Source organism: Serratia sp. Res13-Sevr-LER1-36-b (genome assembly GCF_015673035.1).
GTDB lineage: Bacteria > Pseudomonadota > Gammaproteobacteria > Enterobacterales > Enterobacteriaceae > Chania > Chania fonticola_C.
The window spans coordinates 51654-68272 of the sequence record NZ_JADACK010000037.1; the positions used below are offsets into that span (position 1 = coordinate 51654).

At 54.3% G+C, this 16619-nt stretch carries 16 protein-coding genes; 6 read left to right on the plus strand and 10 right to left on the minus strand.

Annotated elements, in window-relative coordinates; translation table 11 throughout:
* The first annotated feature begins 32 nt into the window (after positions 1-32).
* On the plus strand, positions 33-848 hold the full coding sequence (locus tag IMQ33_RS21295) for an AraC family transcriptional regulator (protein WP_196061981.1): 816 nt from the start codon (positions 33-35) through the stop codon (positions 846-848).
* Here the strand turns inward: IMQ33_RS21295 and IMQ33_RS21300 are convergent.
* On the minus strand, positions 824-1417 hold the full coding sequence (locus tag IMQ33_RS21300; RefSeq protein ID WP_065686795.1) for a LysE family translocator: 594 nt from the start codon (positions 1415-1417) through the stop codon (positions 824-826). The genes IMQ33_RS21295 and IMQ33_RS21300 overlap by 25 nt on opposite strands.
* Positions 1418-1617: 200 nt before the next feature.
* Positions 1618-2895 carry a PTS ascorbate transporter subunit IIC gene (locus IMQ33_RS21305; protein ID WP_161711848.1) on the minus strand — a complete coding sequence of 426 codons (1278 nt, stop codon included), beginning with the start codon at positions 2893-2895 and terminating at the stop codon, positions 1618-1620.
* 498 nt (positions 2896-3393) lie between these two features.
* On the opposite strand from IMQ33_RS21305, the gene yajD reads away from it, so the two are divergent.
* The 3 genes from yajD to IMQ33_RS21320 all read left to right on the plus strand — a co-directional run bounded on the left by yajD (position 3394) and on the right by IMQ33_RS21320 (position 5009).
* Positions 3394-3735: an HNH nuclease YajD gene (gene yajD / locus IMQ33_RS21310; protein ID WP_021180444.1), complete on the plus strand. Its 342-nt coding sequence runs from the start codon at positions 3394-3396 to the stop codon at positions 3733-3735.
* A gap of 336 nt (positions 3736-4071) precedes the next feature.
* Positions 4072-4707, plus strand: coding sequence for a division plane positioning ATPase MipZ (locus tag IMQ33_RS21315; RefSeq protein ID WP_024485357.1), 636 nt, complete (start codon positions 4072-4074; stop codon positions 4705-4707).
* On the plus strand, positions 4704-5009 hold the full coding sequence (locus tag IMQ33_RS21320; protein ID WP_065686793.1) for a hypothetical protein: 306 nt from the start codon (positions 4704-4706) through the stop codon (positions 5007-5009). Before IMQ33_RS21315 ends, IMQ33_RS21320 begins: the two co-directional genes overlap by 4 nt.
* A 121-nt stretch (positions 5010-5130) precedes the next feature.
* Here the strand turns inward: IMQ33_RS21320 and IMQ33_RS21325 are convergent, their stop codons facing one another.
* The 7 genes from IMQ33_RS21325 to IMQ33_RS21355 form a co-directional block, all read right to left on the minus strand.
* Positions 5131-5862 carry a substrate-binding domain-containing protein gene (locus IMQ33_RS21325; RefSeq protein WP_196061982.1) on the minus strand — a complete coding sequence of 244 codons (732 nt, stop codon included), beginning with the start codon at positions 5860-5862 and terminating at the stop codon, positions 5131-5133.
* Positions 5855-6634, minus strand: coding sequence for an ABC transporter ATP-binding protein (locus IMQ33_RS21330; protein ID WP_196061983.1), 780 nt, complete (start codon positions 6632-6634; stop codon positions 5855-5857). The genes IMQ33_RS21325 and IMQ33_RS21330 overlap by 8 nt, the downstream gene beginning before the upstream one ends.
* Positions 6627-7625, minus strand: a complete 999-nt coding sequence (locus IMQ33_RS21335; RefSeq protein WP_196061984.1) for an iron ABC transporter permease — start codon at positions 7623-7625, stop codon at positions 6627-6629. The genes IMQ33_RS21330 and IMQ33_RS21335 overlap by 8 nt, the downstream gene beginning before the upstream one ends.
* Positions 7622-8662 (minus strand): ABC transporter substrate-binding protein, encoded by a 1041-nt coding sequence (locus tag IMQ33_RS21340; RefSeq protein ID WP_196061985.1) that lies wholly within the window; start codon positions 8660-8662, stop codon positions 7622-7624. Before IMQ33_RS21340 ends, IMQ33_RS21335 begins: the two co-directional genes overlap by 4 nt.
* Before the next feature lie 183 nt (positions 8663-8845).
* Positions 8846-9769: a haloacid dehalogenase-like hydrolase gene (locus IMQ33_RS21345; protein WP_196061986.1), complete on the minus strand. Its 924-nt coding sequence runs from the start codon at positions 9767-9769 to the stop codon at positions 8846-8848.
* A gap of 259 nt (positions 9770-10028) precedes the next feature.
* A complete protein-coding gene (bglX, locus tag IMQ33_RS21350) occupies positions 10029-12326 on the minus strand; it encodes a beta-glucosidase BglX (protein ID WP_065686787.1) in 2298 nt (765 codons plus the stop codon).
* A 96-nt stretch (positions 12327-12422) separates the two neighbouring features.
* Positions 12423-13349 carry a LysR substrate-binding domain-containing protein gene (locus IMQ33_RS21355; RefSeq protein ID WP_196061987.1) on the minus strand — a complete coding sequence of 309 codons (927 nt, stop codon included), beginning with the start codon at positions 13347-13349 and terminating at the stop codon, positions 12423-12425.
* A gap of 140 nt (positions 13350-13489) precedes the next feature.
* On the opposite strand from IMQ33_RS21355, the gene IMQ33_RS21360 reads away from it, so the two are divergent.
* The gene (locus tag IMQ33_RS21360; RefSeq protein ID WP_196061988.1) at positions 13490-14644 is read left to right on the plus strand and encodes a pyridoxal phosphate-dependent aminotransferase; all 1155 of its coding nucleotides are present in this window, start codon (positions 13490-13492) and stop codon (positions 14642-14644) included.
* A 33-nt stretch (positions 14645-14677) separates the two neighbouring features.
* On the plus strand, positions 14678-15460 hold the full coding sequence (locus IMQ33_RS21365) for an ABC transporter substrate-binding protein (protein WP_065686784.1): 783 nt from the start codon (positions 14678-14680) through the stop codon (positions 15458-15460).
* A gap of 51 nt (positions 15461-15511) precedes the next feature.
* On the opposite strand, the gene ddlA is transcribed toward IMQ33_RS21365, so the two are convergent.
* Positions 15512-16618 (minus strand): D-alanine--D-alanine ligase, encoded by a 1107-nt coding sequence (gene ddlA, locus IMQ33_RS21370; protein WP_196061989.1) that lies wholly within the window; start codon positions 16616-16618, stop codon positions 15512-15514.
* Position 16619 lies beyond the last annotated feature (1 nt).

Here is a 16619-nt window from a genome sequence, read left to right on the forward strand (position 1 = left end):
ACTCTCCCCGTAACAACGCGAGAGAAGAGACGATGAGCCAATATGCCCCACAATTCTGGCGCGATGAACGCCTGCCGTTCGTTGAGGCCCGCGCCGTCGAAGATGGCCGCAAGCTCTGTTATGCGCTGCACAGCCACGAGTTCTTCTGTATTGGCACCATCACCGCCGGTACCAGTACCTATGTTAACGGCGAACAGCACCTCCAGGTGAAAACCGGTGATGTGGTGATCATCAACCCACAACAGGCTCACGGCTGCAACCCCATTGGCGACCAGCGTTGGGCCTATACCATGTTTTATATCGACCAGCACTGGTTGGCAACGCTTCAGCAGGACCCTACCGCGGGCTTTATTCCGTTCAAGCAGATTATCAGCCAGGATAAGGCGCTGTTTAGCGGCCTGAATCAGCTGTATGGGGTACTGACCGATCCGCTCTGTTGCCATCTGGAAAAACAGATCGCCTTGGTGGATTACTTCAGTAACCTGCCGCAGTTACTCGGAGAGTCTCCGGTTCCGCAGCAGGATATGACCCCTAAATTGGAAATGGCTGCGGCGTTTATCCGTACTCATTGCACCCAGTCACTGACGTTAGAGTCGATCTGCCAAGCATCCGGACTCTCCCCTTCTTACCTGATCCGCGCATTCAAGAAACGCTACGGCATGACGCCTCATGCCTATCTGGTCAATCAGCGCGTCCAGCACGGCCAGCGGCTACTGAAACAGGGCTTCTCCATTGCAGCTGCCGCCAACGAAAGCGGGTTTGCCGATCAGGCGCACTTTCAGCGCACCTTCAAACAGCTGCTGGCAGCCACCCCCGGCCAGTATCAGATCCCCTCTGCCAGCAAGTAACAGGCGCTGAACGCCAGCAGCAGCGCCATCAAGCGGTTAAAGCGCCGCAGATTGTGCGCCCGCTGCAACAGGCCGCTAAGCATCGCCCCAGCGTAGGCCCAACAGGCTATCGACAGGTAGCAAATCACAAAATAGAGCCCGGCAAATTGCCACAGCAACCGCATCTCCCCATCACCGACAAAGGCCCCCATACTGGCAACTGAAGCTAACCAGGCCTTGGGGTTCAGCAATTGCAGCAAGGCACCATACCAATAAGAGGGGGTTTGTTGCCGATTACCCTGGCTCAGTTTCCCGTCATCCGCAGCAAGCTGATAGGCCATATAGAGCAGAAAAGCCACGCCGCCCCAGAGAATAACGGTGGTCAGCCCCGGCCATAAGGTAAGCACTTCATGCATTCCCAAGCCAACCGATACCAGTAATAACGTAAAGCCCAAGGTCGCGCCGGTCACGTGCCGCAGGCTGGTCGTGAAGCCAAACTGCGCGCCACAGCTAAGTGCCACGATGTTTACCGGACCGGGAGTAATAGAGGAGGCCAACGCAAAAGCGGCCATAGAAAGATAAAGCGTCATAGTCAGCACCTGTAAAAGAGAGTTACAGGTGCCAGCGTGCCGGGTTACAGCGGGAGTGTATTGAAGGAAATTGCCCTGATGCGCTTAATGTTTCCGCCTTCGGAATAACGTTAGGAAGGACAACAGAAGCCACCCCTTAAGGGGTGGCAAACTGAAGAGAGCAGAGTTGATGAGAAGCGGTCGCCGCTGACGGTGAAATATTACTTAAACCACCCAAACACGGTGTTGATCAGCAGCGATGAAATGGTGAAGTCCGGATCGGCAAAGGTTACGCCATTGGCCCCCAGGCCAGCGAACAGATGCAGCGTCAGCGCCGGGAACACACACAGCAGCAGGCCGTTGATGGTGCTGGCAATGATAGCCCCACGGAACCCGCCGGTCGCGTTACCAAATATCGCCGCCGCACCGCCGGTAATAAAGCTGGCCATAATGCCGGGCACAATAATCGGCAAACCGATAAACGGGAAAATCAGGATACAGACTAATTCCACCAGGAAACTGACCAGGAAACCGATCAGGGTGGCATTAGGCGCCTTGGTAAACAGCACCATCACATCCACTGCTGGCACAGCGCCTGGGGCGAACACTTTGGCAAACCCTTTGAACGCTGGCACGATCTCTGCGGTAAACATGTTGACCCCAGCCTTGGCCATATACAGTCCACAGGCAAAAATCGCCGACTGTTCCAACACAAAGATCAGCACGTTTTTATCGGCAGCCCCGGCACCATAAACCATGACCATGGCGTCCTTAACCTGCGGTTGTGTGGCGAAAATGCTGGAAATGACCAGCAGGATTAACATCGTTAACAGCGTAGCGACGTTAGGCTCACGAATAAAGTCAAACTTGTTGCTGATCACCACGTGTTCGGTGTCGTGCTTTTTATTACCGAACCATTTTCCCATATAAGAACCAATAATATACGAGGAAATAGCCGCATGAGAAATGGCATAATCATTTGAGCCAATAATATCCCGGCTGAACTTGCTCAATATATACGGTGATATTGCCATGTAACAGCCAATGAAGATTGAAGCGATAGTCACGATAGCAACATGGCTGTAACCCAGTTCGGCCAGCACTGCCGTCAGCGCAAAAGCCATAAACAGCACCAGATGCAGGGAAAGATAGATATTTTTAAAGCGGGTAAATCGCGCCAGCAAAATATTCAGCAACATGGAGAACAGCAGGATCACCGCAGCTGTCGCCCCCAGTTTATCGATGGTCGCCGCCATAATGGCTTCGTTGCTCGGCACCACCCCGACAATATTAAATGCGTTAGAAAACAGTGAGCTGAACGCAGTTAACACCTTCATCAAAATGCTGCCACCCACCTTGATCATGGTGAAACCGATGAAGGAGAGTAAGGTCCCGGTGATAATCCTTGAAATCGGTGCTCGTTGGAAAATCAGCCCCAGGAAGGCGACGATCGCAATGATAACCGATGGTGTTTTTACCAAACTCAACAATATGTCCACGATATCCCTCATTATTTACATTATTTATGTAGGAAGGACGGATTTCTTGTTACCCAATAGATCCCAAGCCGCAGTTTGCTTGGGCAAAAGATCCCCTAGCCTACGGTGCTGTAGCTTGAAAGGTGAAGGGAGCAATGTGCCTTCGATGGGCACAGTGATACCATGCTGGATTTTGTTTTACTCCCGGTACGTGATTGATTCGAGATCTTAATCACGAAAAATGAAACATTGTTTTATTTATGTAAAACACCTTTTCATTTTTAGTTCTTGCCGATGGGAAGCCTTGTGACAGATTTGGCCATGATGCGTCAGACAGGCAATCAGGCCAGTGCTCCATGCCCTAGCTCATTTATTTTGCCCCGTCATTTACCCAACGCCATCTCAGTGCCACACTGCGGGTCTTTATCGACTGGGCGGTAGAACGATTCCACTAGCTTGTCCGCATGGGGTTTGTGGTAATATTGGGCGCAATATTATTCTGATCCTGTAGGTGCCCACATGGCATACATTCCAAAAAACTACGCGCGACTGGAAACCGGTTACCGCGAAAAAGCACTGAAAATCTTCCCGTGGGTCTGCGGGCGCTGTTCACGCGAATTTGTTTACTCCAACCTGCGTGAACTGACGGTGCATCACATCGATCATGACCACAGCAACAACCCGGAAGACGGTAGCAACTGGGAGATGCTGTGCCTGTACTGCCACGATCATGAACACTCAAAATACACCGAAGCCGATCAGTATGGCTCCACGGTGGTCGCTGGTGAAGATGCACAGAAAGACGTAGGGTTAGCCACACATAACCCCTTCGCCAATCTGAAAAACATGATGAAAAAGTAGCGTATCCCCCCAAGCGGGACCGCATCCGACATGCGGTTCCGCCAGACTCCTACCTTAATCATTTCACAAAATACCAACCTGTTAAGGTATTAACTTAGTTAAATCCAACGCCTATTTTAGTCCTTTTTCTCAACTAATTACTTACCAAGTTAGTAAGTTGATAAACAAGTAAACCCACAAGTTAAGACTTTCACTACTTGGCAAGCCGCTGCCAATGGGGCATATTGTCGTCATACGCACTTGTTAACTCATTTAATTACCAACCTAGCAAGCGCATTAACTTATTAAGTTAGTTGATTAGTAAGTTATCTGCTTGGCAACTTGAGAGATGGCAACATGATTGTTTTGATTGGTTCGCAGAAAGGCGGTGTCGGCAAATCGACCATGGCGGTAAACATCGCCGGATATCTGATCCTGCAGCAGAAGAAAACGGCCATTATCGTCGATGCCGACGACCAGAAATCCATCATGACCTGGTTCAACGACCGTCAGAATGTTGAAGGGCTTCCACAGATCCCAGTGGTGGCCGCCTCAGGCAAGATCAAAGAAACCCTGCTGGAACTGAATCGTCACTACGATTATGTGATTGTCGATACCGCTGGCCGCGACAGCGCAGAATTACGCTCCGGACTGCTGGCCGCCGATCTGTTTATCTCGCCGTTGCGCCCTTCGCAGATGGACCTGGATACCATCGGCTACCTGTCCGAGATGTTCTCCACCGCCCAGGAATACAATGAAAAGGTAAAAGGCCACATTGTGCTCAACCTGTGCCCAACCAATATCTTCATTAACGAAGCCAACGAAGCGGCCGAAGTGCTGAGTGAATACCCGGAACTGAAGTTGGTGAACAATCGCCTGTGCGATCGCAAAATTTATCGCGATGCCTGGGGCGAAGCACTAACCGTGCATGAAGCGCACAATGAAAAAGCCCAGCACGAAATCGAAAGCCTGGTAACCGAGGTGATCCTGTGAAAAAACGTACGCCAACCCACCGCATGTCGGAAGATGAATTTATCAACAGCGCTACGTCGCATACGTTGATTGTTCCTGCCCCCGCAGCACCTGCCGAAAAGCCCCAGGGCCGTAAGCGCATTTATAAAGCGCTGTCCGTCAGCCTGACGGATAACCACGTGGAGATGATCGACGAAGTGATCGGTCATGCGGCGCGTAACGGCATCGTGCGCATTACCCGTTCCGATGTGATCAAGTTGGCCATCGACACTTTGGCCGACAAGAGCGAGGCGCAATTGCTGGCCCTGTTAAAGAAGATCTGAGTAACTCAACAACTTGCCAGCTTAACAAGTTAATAAACAAGTGAGCTGGCAAACCTAATAAACAAGTTACCAAGCCGATAAATTATTAAGCTAATAACTTAATGTTGTTGATAGTAAAGCATTAGTCTAACACCAGCATGCCCATGCGCTGTAAAATCCTCTGCCCTCTAACGCCTAGAATAAAGGCCACCAACGCCTGCGCGGCCACACTACCTTCGTTCAGTAGACACAGTCCATAGGTCACTTTGAAGTCGAGCACGGTAGGCAATCTAGGCACTTTTACCTGCACGCAGGCGGCTAAGGCATTGGCATAGCTGGCGTAGCCAAAAAAGATATCCGCCAGACCTTCCGCAAGCAGGTATTCTGCAGCCAACCGGCCCGCCGGTATGGGCGCAGAATCTGGCCCACCCACCAGCGCCACTGCCCTGCTACGCAATGCACTCCCCTGCCCCGGCAAGCACTGCTCCAGGCGCTCGAACAACTGTTGCGCATAGTCACCGGAAGGATCGGCTACCGGTGTCGAGGTGCCAACACGCCATTGTGGGTCGCATAGCAACGTCAGCAAATCCGGTTGCGTTAACTCCGGGATATTACGCACCGTGGCGCATAGGCGATTACGGGTAAACGGCTGTACCGCCTGCGCAAAATCGAGGGCCACCAGCCGCTGTGGATGTTCAAGATTGGCAGAGGCAAACACCTGCGGCCTTTCTCCTTGTTCAATCCGTTCCCGCAGCATCCCCGCCGGGCCAAAGGTGGCCTCGACCCGGTAACCGCTCTCCTGCTCAAACGCCGCCAATAGCGGAGTGAACGCCAACCTCAGGCTTCCTGCGGCAAAAAGAGTAATGCTATTCACGGTTGCGCTCCCGTTGGCTGTGGAAGATGGGCACTAACGTTTCCAGTTGGCTGCCTGCAAAGGGAACGGATACCCGTTCAATCGGCAAATGGAACAGCGGCGCAAGATTGTCTGCCGTCAGCACCTGCTGGCAACAGCCCAACTGATGGCGCCCTTCAGCCCCCAGCAAGAGTGCGCGGTCTGCCACGGCATAAGCATGATTAGGTTGGTGAGTCGAGAATATCACCGCCATCTGCCGTTCTCGTGCCAGTTGGTCGATCATGGTCAGCACCCGGTCCTGATGGTGTAAATCCAGTGCCGAGGTCGGCTCGTCGAGGATCAGCACTTCACAAGCCATCGCCAACGCCCGGGCTATCAGCACTAATTGGCGCTGGCCGCCGGAAAGGCTGCCAAACTCGCGATCGGCAAATGCCAGCATATCCAGCGAATAAAGGGCCTGTTTGGCTAACTGATGATCCTCAGCCGAAGGCGAACGGAACAGTCCGACATGCCGAGCCCGGCCCATCAACACAATATCCAGCACCTTGTAGGCAAACGACGGCGTGAAATATTGCGGCACAAACCCTAATCCGCAATGAGCGACAACGCTCCCTTGCTGTAACGGCAAAGCGCCCAACAAGAGTTGCATCAAGGTGCTTTTGCCACGCCCGTTGGGGCCAAGCACTGCCAGCACTTCGCCGCGTTGCAGATGCAAATCGAGTTGTTGGAACAACTTGGGTTGACCTGGCCAGCCAAAGCTCAGGTTGCTGACCTGTAGCAGCGTTTCAGCCATTCCAGCCCCTTACCTGCGCACGCCGTAGCAGCAAGGCAAACAAAGGAGCGCCGATCAGAGCGGTGAGAATACCCAAAGGAATTTCACTGCTGCTTAAGGTGCGCGCCAAATCGTCGATCAGCACCATATACAACGCCCCAAGGCACATCGCGGCAGGTAATAAACGCCGATGGTCTGGCCCCACCAGCAGGCGCGCCAAATGCGGGATCAGCAACCCTACCCAGCCAATGCTGCCGCTGACTGCCACCTGTGCAGCCACGATCGCCGCACACAGCGTCAGGATCAACCAACGGGTGCGTTCAACGTTAATCCCTAACGCAACCGCATCCTCATCCCCCAAAGAAAGCAGGTTAATACGCCAACGCAGTGCCAATAACAGGCCACCGGCCAGCAGTAGCGGCAGGAACAACATCAGCAATTTATGGCTATCCGCCGTGGCAAAGCTGCCAAGTAACCAGAATACGATGCTAGGCAGCTTCTCTTCGCTATCGGCCAGGTATTGCACCAGGCTGACGCAGGCGGAAAAGAAGCCACTAAGGATCACCCCAGCCAGCACCAAAGAAAGAATATTACGCCGGGCGATGGCGCTGGTGATGACAAAAATCAGCAACAGCGCCAACATGCCAAAGACGAAGGCACTCAGCAACAGCATCAATACCGGCAGACCAAGCAGGATCGCCAAGGTGCCGCCAAAAGCAGCGCCAGAAGAGACGCCGATAATATGTGGATCGACCAACGGGTTACGAAAGACCCCTTGCAAGGCCGCCCCACACAGCGCCAAGGCCGCACCCGCCCCCATCGCCAACAGCACGCGCGGTACACGCACGCCAAGGATCACCTGCCGTTCGATCGCCGTGATATCTGCATGCTGACCGATAACCGGCTCCAACAAAATCATCAGGCTATGGCCAGCCGTGACCGGATAGCGGCCAATACCCAGGGAGAGCAGTGCGCAGCAGGCCGTGAGCAGTAGCAACAACCCCAGCTTCATTTGCCGCTCTGGCAGCAAGTGGCACGGTAATAGCGTTGATAGTAAGCGTCTACATGCTGTTGCAGATCAACGTCGGTGAAACGCTGTGGGTAGAGCGTTTTTGCCATCCACAGTTCCCCAAGCGCCAATGCTTCCGGCATTGGGTAGCCCCAGGCTTTGGCATATTCTGGCATCAGGTAAACCCGTTGGTGTTTCACCGCGTCAATCGCCTGCCACTGTGGCGAAGTCAGGATCTGCTGCACCACGTCGGGATAACGCTCTTGCACAAAGATCACCGCCGGGTTCCACTTCAGCACGTCTTCGATAGAAACCTGCTTAAAGCCCTGAATGTCTTTGGCCGCTACGTTGACGGCACCGGCATGTTGCATCATCAGGCCGGTGTATTTACCCGAACCGTAAGTGGTGAGATCCGGGTTGGCCATATAGACCCGCACCCGTTGATCCTCTGGGATATCCTGCAGACGCTTGGCCACCAACGCGCGCTGTTGGAAAACATCTTTCACCATCGTATCCGCCTGCGCTTCGCGGCCCATCACCTTGCCAATCAGGCGAATACCATCCTGCAAGCCAAGGTTATAAACCCGATCTTCATTTTCTAACACAGGGTTGATTTTCCCAGCCTGAGCCACCGGTTCACGGCGCAGCGAGATCGCCACCACCGGAATACAGGCACGTTCGATTTGGGCGATCATATCTGCCGGGGCATAGTTGGCCACAAACACTACCTGCGGGTGCAGAGCCAGCAGGCTTTCAATATTGACCGCCGTAAGATCGCCCGGCATGGGCATCTTGGCCAAGCTCGGAGCCAGCCGTAAATAGTTGGGCCCCAGCTGTTTCTGCCAACTGTTGAGCACGCCAACCACCTGCGGCATGGCGTCTAGCTGTACCAGCAAGTTTAATGTCTGATGTTGTAGCACCACGGCTCGGGTAATGTGGTCCGGCAGCGTCACGGTGCGGTTGAGTTGATCGGTGACCTGGCGATCCGCCAAAGCGGCGGATGAGAAGAGAATGGCAAGCAGTAATAGGCGTTTGAACATGGGAGTTTCCGGTGGATTATCGTTATATACAAAATGATATAGCGATAGCGAGAACTAAACAATCAACCGGATCAAACAAGGCGAGAAAAGAAAGAGAATGAGTTCGGTGATGCCTCTCATCCCAACAGAGGGCTGGGATGAGGGAACTTAACGCTCCACAAATTGAGTGTGGAACCTGAAACGCTAGCGGTTAACGGAGCGAGCTATGCGTGTATAGGTGTGGCGTACACCACGGATCGCCACGCTGTAGGCAAAGATATTCTCCGGCAACGCCAAGCCAAGATAGCCGGTATCGCCAATATGGTGCAGATCTGCTCCGGCCATTTTGCTCATCAGGGCAATCTGGCGAAGGGTTTGCACATCGGCCCCCTCCTGAGAAGTGCCGATGGCGGTCATCGCCAGCGCGCCCTGTTGCTGAGTAAATGCAATCAGCGCAGCGACCTTTTCCTGCGACATGCCAGGGATAGTGCCCGGTGCAGGTAATAGAACAATGTCAGCCCCGTTTTCAATGAATAGTGCAATATCTTGCTCGGTGATCAACTGACTGCCGCTTTCACGCACAATCCCGGCACCGTGCATTTTGCCGGTCACCAGCACCAACTTATCGCCCACTTCATCACGAATGTGCTTCAGCGCCTCGGCAATCGCCTGGTTGCTGACGCCGTTATTCGGGTTACCGGTCAAGACCACCATGCGAGCGCCAAGCTCATACAATTTTCGGGCGTTTTCCGCCGTGGCTGCGCGCCCCGCCGTCATCTGCCAGAACTCATTATGCGTGGTGGCAAACGCCGGATCGACGGCTTCCAGATTGACCCCAATGACGCGCCCGGTCAGCCGTTGTAGCTCACGTATGGCTTCTTCTGGTGGCACATCGCCAGGTAGCCCGGCAATGTGCGGCTGATTGACATCAAACAGGTTCAGCAACAGGATGTCGGCCCCCTGGCTGGCAGCCAGTTCAGCATTAGTGACGTTATTGAGCAGCGGCTGAGTGACCGCGATGGTCTCACTGACCAGAATGCGCCCTTCGCTGGCACGGATGGCGTAGATCAGATCGTCTTTGCTGATGTTGGCCAGATCGCTGGCGCTACAGTCCAGATATCTTTTCATGATGGGATCTCCGATGATGGGTACTCATAGAAAAGGGAGAGCAGATCTTTGAGCTGGTAAAGACCCCCTCACCCTAACCCTCTCCCCCAGGAGAGGGGATTGAACGTGCCACAACGTAACTCTAGTATTTGATCTTCGCTCTAGATTTAAAGTGCCAAAAATTGACTCCGGCACCTGACAACGGCTCCATACCTGCTCCCTCTCCCTGTGGGAGAGGGTTGGGGTGAGGGGTCAGTAACAAAAGTAAACGCTCACAAACTTATTTCAGGATAAAGCTCTGCTGTTGCAGATTGTCCGAGTCCAGGCCAACAAACACGTTGAATTTACCCGGCTCCGCGCCCCATTTCAGGCTGGCGTTATAAAACTTCAGATCGTCCTCGGTGATAGGTAGTTCCACCCGCTGTTCCTGCCCGGCACGCAACGTCACCTTCTTGAAGTTACGCAGCTCCTTGATCGGGCGGCTGACCGAGGCGGTCACATCCTGCACATACAGCTGTACCACGGTGGCACCGTTATATTTACCGGTGTTTTTCAACATCACGCTGGCGGTAATTTTGCCGTCGCGCGCCATCTCGGGGCTGGAGAGTTTGAAATCGGACAGGGCAAACTGGCTATAACTCAGACCATAACCAAACGGATACAGTGGGCCATTTGGCGAATCAAAGTAGCGCGAAGTGTACTTGCCCGGGTTTTCCTTGCCGAACGGTCGGCCAGTGTTGAGATGGTTGTAGTAAATCGGGATCTGCCCCACCGAACGTGGGAAAGTCATTGGCAGCTTACCGGAAGGGTTGTAGTCACCAAACAGCACGTCGGCGATGGCGTTACCGCCTTCGGTGCCGCTGTACCAGGTTTCCAGCATCGCATCAGCCTGTTCACTTTCCCAGCTCAATGCCAACGGACGGCCATTCATCAGCACCAGAACCAGCGGTTTACCAGTGGCTTTCAACGCTGCGATCAGGTCACGCTGGCTTTGCGGAATGGTGATGTCTGCCCGGCTAGAGGCTTCATGAGCCATTCCCTGCGCTTCCCCTACTACCGCCACCACCACGTCGGCCTGTTTGGCGATCTTTACCGCTTCATCAATCATCTGTTGTGGCGGGCGTGTATCAAAGGCGACCGCAGTTTCATACTCGTTCAGATAATCAACAATGCTCTTGTCCTGAGTGATATTGGCCCCTTTGGCGTACAAGATGCTGGCCTTATCACCCACCGCATTCTGCAGACCTTCACGCACGGTGATCGACTGCTTCACCACGCCTGCCGCCGACCAGCTTCCCATGATATCGCGCTGGCTGTCGGCCATCGGCCCGATCAGCGCAATAGTGCCCTGCTTTTGCAATGGCAGCGTCTGCTTGTCATTTTTCAGCAGCACCATCGTTTTACGGGCAATCACGCGGGCTTCCGCACGGTGCAGACGGCTTTCGGCATTGGTATCCTGCGGGTCGGACCCTACCGGACCAAGGTGGTTATACGGATCTTTAAACAGGCCCATATCATATTTGGTGTTCAGCACATCGCGGCAGGCACGGTCGATCTCGCTTTCAGAAACCAGGCCATCCTTCACCAAACCCGGCAAGTATTGGTCGTAATACTCGTCGCTCATGCTCATGTCGACCCCTGAGGTGATCGCCAAGCGCACCGCGTCACGCGCATCCGCGGCCACGCCATGCTTAATCAACTCTTTAATCGCACCGTGATCGCTGATGGTGATGCCTTTAAAACCCCACTGATCACGTAGCAGATCTTTCAGCAGCCACGGATTGGCCGTTGCCGGTACGCCGTTGATCGAGTTAAGCGAAACCATCACACCACCGCTACCAGCATCTACCGCCGCCTTATATGGCGGCAGGTAATCCTGATGCATACGCAACGGGCTCATATCGACGGTGTTGTAGTCACGGCCCCCTTCAACTGCGCCATACAGGGCAAAATGCTTCACGCTGGCCATCACCGAACCCGGCTTGGACGGATCGCCATTCTGGTAGGCATCCACCATCACCTTGGCAATCTTCGATACCAGCCAGGTATCCTCTCCGAACCCTTCAGATACCCGGCCCCAACGCGGATCGCGGGTAATATCGACCATCGGTGAGAAGGTCATGTTCAGGCCGTCATCACTGGCTTCCTGGGCTGAAACACGTCCGCTCAGGGCGATAGCCTCCAGATCAAAGCTCGCCGCCAGCCCCAGGCTGATCGGGAATACGGTACGCTGGCCATGGACCACGTCATAAGCAAAAAACAGGGGGATCTTTAGACGGCTGAGCTGCATGGCCTGATCCTGCATCACGCGGATATCCGGACGGGTCACGGTGTTAAAGATCGCCCCGATCTGGCCTTTGCTGATGCCGTCACGAATGGCCTCTTTCGGGTTATCTGGCCCAACGCTGATCAAACGTAGCTGGCCGATTTTCTCTTCCAGCGTCATCTGCTTCATCAGGTTAGAGACAAAGGCATCACGCTCCTGAGCATAAATCCCTTGGGTCGCACTGCTTTCCTGCGCAAAAACCGGGCTGATAGCCAGGCCGGACAACATACTCACCACACAAAGCCATTTCATAATTTGATTCTCAGGCACGTCCCCGCCGGCAATGTCGGCCAGGAGGCATTAATAGATGTGAGCACGCAGTTTGCCATACTCTTTTTGTTTGCAGAATCAATTCGTCTGCGTTGTTGTTAGCAGATGATGCAGTCTGCTCCGGCTGGCTTGCGCCTCTGCCCCCAGCCACTCCACCAGCCGGGTTAAGGCCACAGGCACCACCGCATGTTCGGGGTAAACCAGATAATAGGCGGCACCACTGACCACGCTGATCGGGAACGGCGTAATAATGCGATTGGCTTGAATATCCTCCTCCAGCAGGCACAAATCGCCAATGGCGATACCACAGCCCTGTAAAGCGGCGCTCATCGCCAGATCGAGCGTATCAAAATGCTGTGACTTGGCTGAGGGCAAAGCCGTCTGCCCCGCCGCTTTCAACCATAGCAACCAATCACGGCGATCGCGCGTAGGATGCAGCAAGGTTGTCTCCGCCAGCTCGGCAGGTTCTGGTGGCCGAACCAGGTCAGGCAGATAGTTTGGCGTGCAGACTGGCGTCAGGATCTCATCAAACAGGTGGTGCACCACCAGCCGTTTGCCCTGAGGTTTGCCAAACACCACCGCCGCATCAAAATGTTCGCTGCCAAAATCCAGCCCGTGCGACACCGACGCGGTCAGTTCGATATGCATCTCTGGCCGTTCATTCTGCAGGCGAATAATACGCGGCAATACCCAGCGCATCGCACAGGTTGGGCATTTGACGCGGAGCGTACCCGGCTGTTCCCCGGCCTTGGCCAGCGCTTGCGCCAATTGCTCTAACGCCAGCTGCACCGGCGCCAACAGCAGCGCGCCCTGTGGCGTTAGCGTCAGCCCACGCGCGCGGCGGCTAAACAGCGGGTAACCCAGCTGCTGTTCCAATCCCAGGATCTGGCGGCTGACCGCGCCCTGCGTTAGATGCAGTGCCTGGGCCGCATGGGTGAAATTGAGCCGCTCAGCGACCACCACAAAGGTCTTCAGCACGTCGAGCGACGGCAGCGATGTTTGCATAATAAATCCCGATACCTGCATTTATTTTCACTGTCAGCCATGATCTGGCTGCATGGCAAGCATGACGAATTTTCTCTTGTTAGCCCATCCTAACTGATGCTTAATCATTCGACACTCGATTCTTTTGCCAGGAGCCCACCATGCACAGCGCCTGCTCGCAACGTTCGAAACTGCCGGACGTTGGCACTACCATTTTCACCGTGATTGGCCAACTGAGCGCCGAACATCAAGCCCTGAATCTGTCACAGGGCGCACCCAATTTTGCCTGTGATGTGCAACTGGTTGAGGGCGTCGCCCAAGCCATGCGTGCAGGTCATAACCAGTACGCCCCAATGAGCGGTGTAGCAGCATTACGTCATGCACTGGCGGAAAAAGTTGAGCGGCTGTATGGCGCCCGCTATGACGCCGACGACGAAATCACGGTGATCGCCAGCGCCAGCGAAGGGTTGTACTCCGCCATCAGCGCGCTGGTGCATCCCGGCGATGAGGTGATCTATTTCGAACCCGCCTTCGACAGCTACGCCCCGATTGTGCGCCTGCAAGGGGCAACTCCGGTTGCCATCAAGCTTTCGCTGCAAGATTTAACCATCGATTGGAATGAGGTGGCGGCGGCAATCAACAGCAAAACGCGAATGATCATCGTCAACAGCCCGCATAACCCTACCGGCAGCGTATTCGATGAACACGATATCGAGCGCCTGACCGCCCTGACCCGCCATACCGATATCGTCATTCTTTCCGATGAAGTGTATGAACACGTGGTCTTCGACGGCGGCATTCACCACAGCATGGCCTGCCATCCTGCTCTGGCAGAACGCAGCGTGATCGTCTCTTCCTTTGGCAAGACCTATCACGTCACCGGTTGGCGCGTCGGTTACTGCATGGCACCGGCAGCGCTGATGGACGAAATCCGCAAGGTGCACCAATTTATGGTGTTCTCTGCCGATACGCCGATGCAATATGCCTTTGCCGCCGCCCTGAATAATCCACAAAGCTACTTGGGGTTGGCGGAGTTCTATCAGCAAAAGCGCGATCTGCTGGCAGCCGCGTTGCAAAAGTCACGCTTTGAGTTACTGCCTAGCCGTGGCAGCTTCTTTATGTTGGCCCGCTTTAGCGGTTTCAGTAATGAAAGCGACAACGACTTTGCGGTGCGCTTGATCCGCGAAGCCAAGGTGGCCACCATCCCGCTGTCGGCGTTCTACAGCGACGGTACCGATACCGGCATTATCCGGCTTAGTTTCTCGAAAGATAATGACACCCTGCTGGAAGGCGCTCGCCGTCTGTGCCAGGTGTGATCCATTGATTTTTACCATGGGGAAGCAACAACAATGAAAAAAACACTGAAAACGCTGATCGCGGCGGGATGTTTACTGGCAGCCGGTTCCACACTAGCGGCTGAGAATAGCCTGCGTTTTGGGCTTGAAGCCCTGTATCCGCCTTTCGAGTCCAAATCCGCCAGCGGCCAGTTGGAAGGGTTTGATATCGATCTGGGTAACGCCGTGTGCGCCGCCGCACAGGTCAAATGCAGCTGGGTAGAAACCTCATTCGACAGTCTAATCCCGGCGCTACAGGCCCGCAAATTTGACGTAATTAACTCGGCGATGAACGTCACCGAGCAGCGCAGACAGGCGATTGCGTTTACCGATTCGATCTACCAGGTGCCAAACCGCCTGATTGCCAAGGCCGACAGCGGCCTGAAGCCCGATGCCAAATCGCTGGCGGGTAAGCACGTCGGCGTGTTGCAGGGTTCCATTCAGGAAAACTATGCCAAGGCACACTGGGCACCGGAAGGGGTTGATGTGGTGTCCTATCAGGATCAAAACCAGGTTTATCTGGATCTGACCGCTGGCCGCCTGGATGCCACACTGATCATGGCTCCTGCCGGGCAGAGCGGTTTCCTGGCGCATCCGGATGGTAAAGGCTTTGCGTTTGTGGGCGAGGCGGTACAGGACGACAAGATCCTCGGCGAAGGCATCGCCTTCGGCCTGCGCAAAGACGACACCGCGACGCTGAAAAAGCTCAACGACGCCATTGCTAAGGTGAAGCAGCAAGGCACCATTGGCGAACTGTCCAAGAAGTACTTTGGCGATATCGACGTAACGGTGAAATAAACCGTTGTTCTCTGGCACTCTTCAACTCGGAGAGTGCCAGGAAAACGCCATTTACTTGCTGTCAAACACCGAACTGTTCAGCCCGCGATCCTGCTGATGCCGCTCCAGCGCCAGCTCAATCAAAATGGTGATCAGTTGACTATAGCTCACCCCGCTGGCTCCCCACAGTTTTGGATACATGCTGATATTAGTGAAACCAGGCAACGTATTAATTTCGTTGATAATCACGCTATTGTCCGGCGTCAGGAACACGTCGACACGTGCCATACCCAAGCAATCCAGCGCCTTGAAGGCTTGCAATGCCACCTCGCGGATTTTATCGCTGACATCCTGATCGATCGCCGCCGGTACCACCACCTGCGCGCCTTGCTCATTAATGTACTTGGTGTCGTAAGAGTAGAACTCATCGGTCAAGACGATTTCACCACAGACGCTGGCCTGCGGATTATCATTGCCCAATACCGCGCATTCGATCTCACGGCCAACAATAGCCGATTCCACCAGCACTTTATGGTCGAAACTGAATGCCAGGGCGATAGCCTGTTCGAATTCAGCCTGGTCATGCACCTTGCTGACCCCAACAGAGGACCCCTGATTCGCCGGTTTAACAAACAGCGGTAGCCCCAGGCTTTCACTTAAGTGAGCAAAGCTGTAGTTGTTGCGGTTGGAACGCGTCAGCGTGACGAACGGAGCTACTGATAGCCCGGCATCTCGCAGCAGACGTTTGGTAACGTCTTTGTCCATGCTGACCGCCGAACCCAACACGCCCGCCCCCACGAACGGCATATTCGCCATGCGCAGCAGCCCTTGCAGCGAACCATCCTCCCCCAAGGTGCCGTGGACAATGGGGAATACCACATCAAGCTGCCCCAACGCACCAGCACCATCGGCTTCAATCAGTTGCTGTTTCTCATACCCAGGGACCAGCGCCACGTTTTTATTCGAGTGGTTCAGCGCGATCAACGCCGGGTTTTCCGCATTCAGCAGGAAGTTGGAGGCATCGTTAAGGTGCCATTGCCCCTGCTTATCAATGCCCAGCAGCGTGACGTCAAACTTCTCTTTGTCGATGGCATCCAGAATATTTTTTGCCGACTGCAGCGAAACCTCATGCTCCGCTGATTTGCCCCCAAAGATCACCCCAACACGTAGTTTAGTCACG

Excerpts from the sequence above, each read along its gene's own strand:
- IMQ33_RS21335 (WP_196061984.1), bottom strand. The coding sequence starts at position 7,625 with ATGAAGCTGGGGTTGTTGCTACTGCTCACGGCCTGCTGCGCACTGCTC.
- bglX (WP_065686787.1), bottom strand. The coding sequence starts at position 12,326 with ATGAAATGGCTTTGTGTGGTGAGTATGTTGTCCGGCCTGGCTATCAGC.
- yajD (WP_021180444.1), top strand. The coding sequence starts at position 3,394 with ATGGCATACATTCCAAAAAACTACGCGCGACTGGAAACCGGTTACCGC.
- IMQ33_RS21355 (WP_196061987.1), bottom strand. The coding sequence starts at position 13,349 with ATGCAAACATCGCTGCCGTCGCTCGACGTGCTGAAGACCTTTGTGGTG.
- IMQ33_RS21340 (WP_196061985.1), bottom strand. The coding sequence starts at position 8,662 with ATGTTCAAACGCCTATTACTGCTTGCCATTCTCTTCTCATCCGCCGCT.
- IMQ33_RS21365 (WP_065686784.1), top strand. The coding sequence starts at position 14,678 with ATGAAAAAAACACTGAAAACGCTGATCGCGGCGGGATGTTTACTGGCA.
- IMQ33_RS21360 (WP_196061988.1), top strand. The coding sequence starts at position 13,490 with ATGCACAGCGCCTGCTCGCAACGTTCGAAACTGCCGGACGTTGGCACT.
- IMQ33_RS21345 (WP_196061986.1), bottom strand. The coding sequence starts at position 9,769 with ATGAAAAGATATCTGGACTGTAGCGCCAGCGATCTGGCCAACATCAGC.
- IMQ33_RS21330 (WP_196061983.1), bottom strand. The coding sequence starts at position 6,634 with ATGGCTGAAACGCTGCTACAGGTCAGCAACCTGAGCTTTGGCTGGCCA.
- IMQ33_RS21300 (WP_065686795.1), bottom strand. The coding sequence starts at position 1,417 with ATGACGCTTTATCTTTCTATGGCCGCTTTTGCGTTGGCCTCCTCTATT.
- IMQ33_RS21295 (WP_196061981.1), top strand. The coding sequence starts at position 33 with ATGAGCCAATATGCCCCACAATTCTGGCGCGATGAACGCCTGCCGTTC.
- IMQ33_RS21315 (WP_024485357.1), top strand. The coding sequence starts at position 4,072 with ATGATTGTTTTGATTGGTTCGCAGAAAGGCGGTGTCGGCAAATCGACC.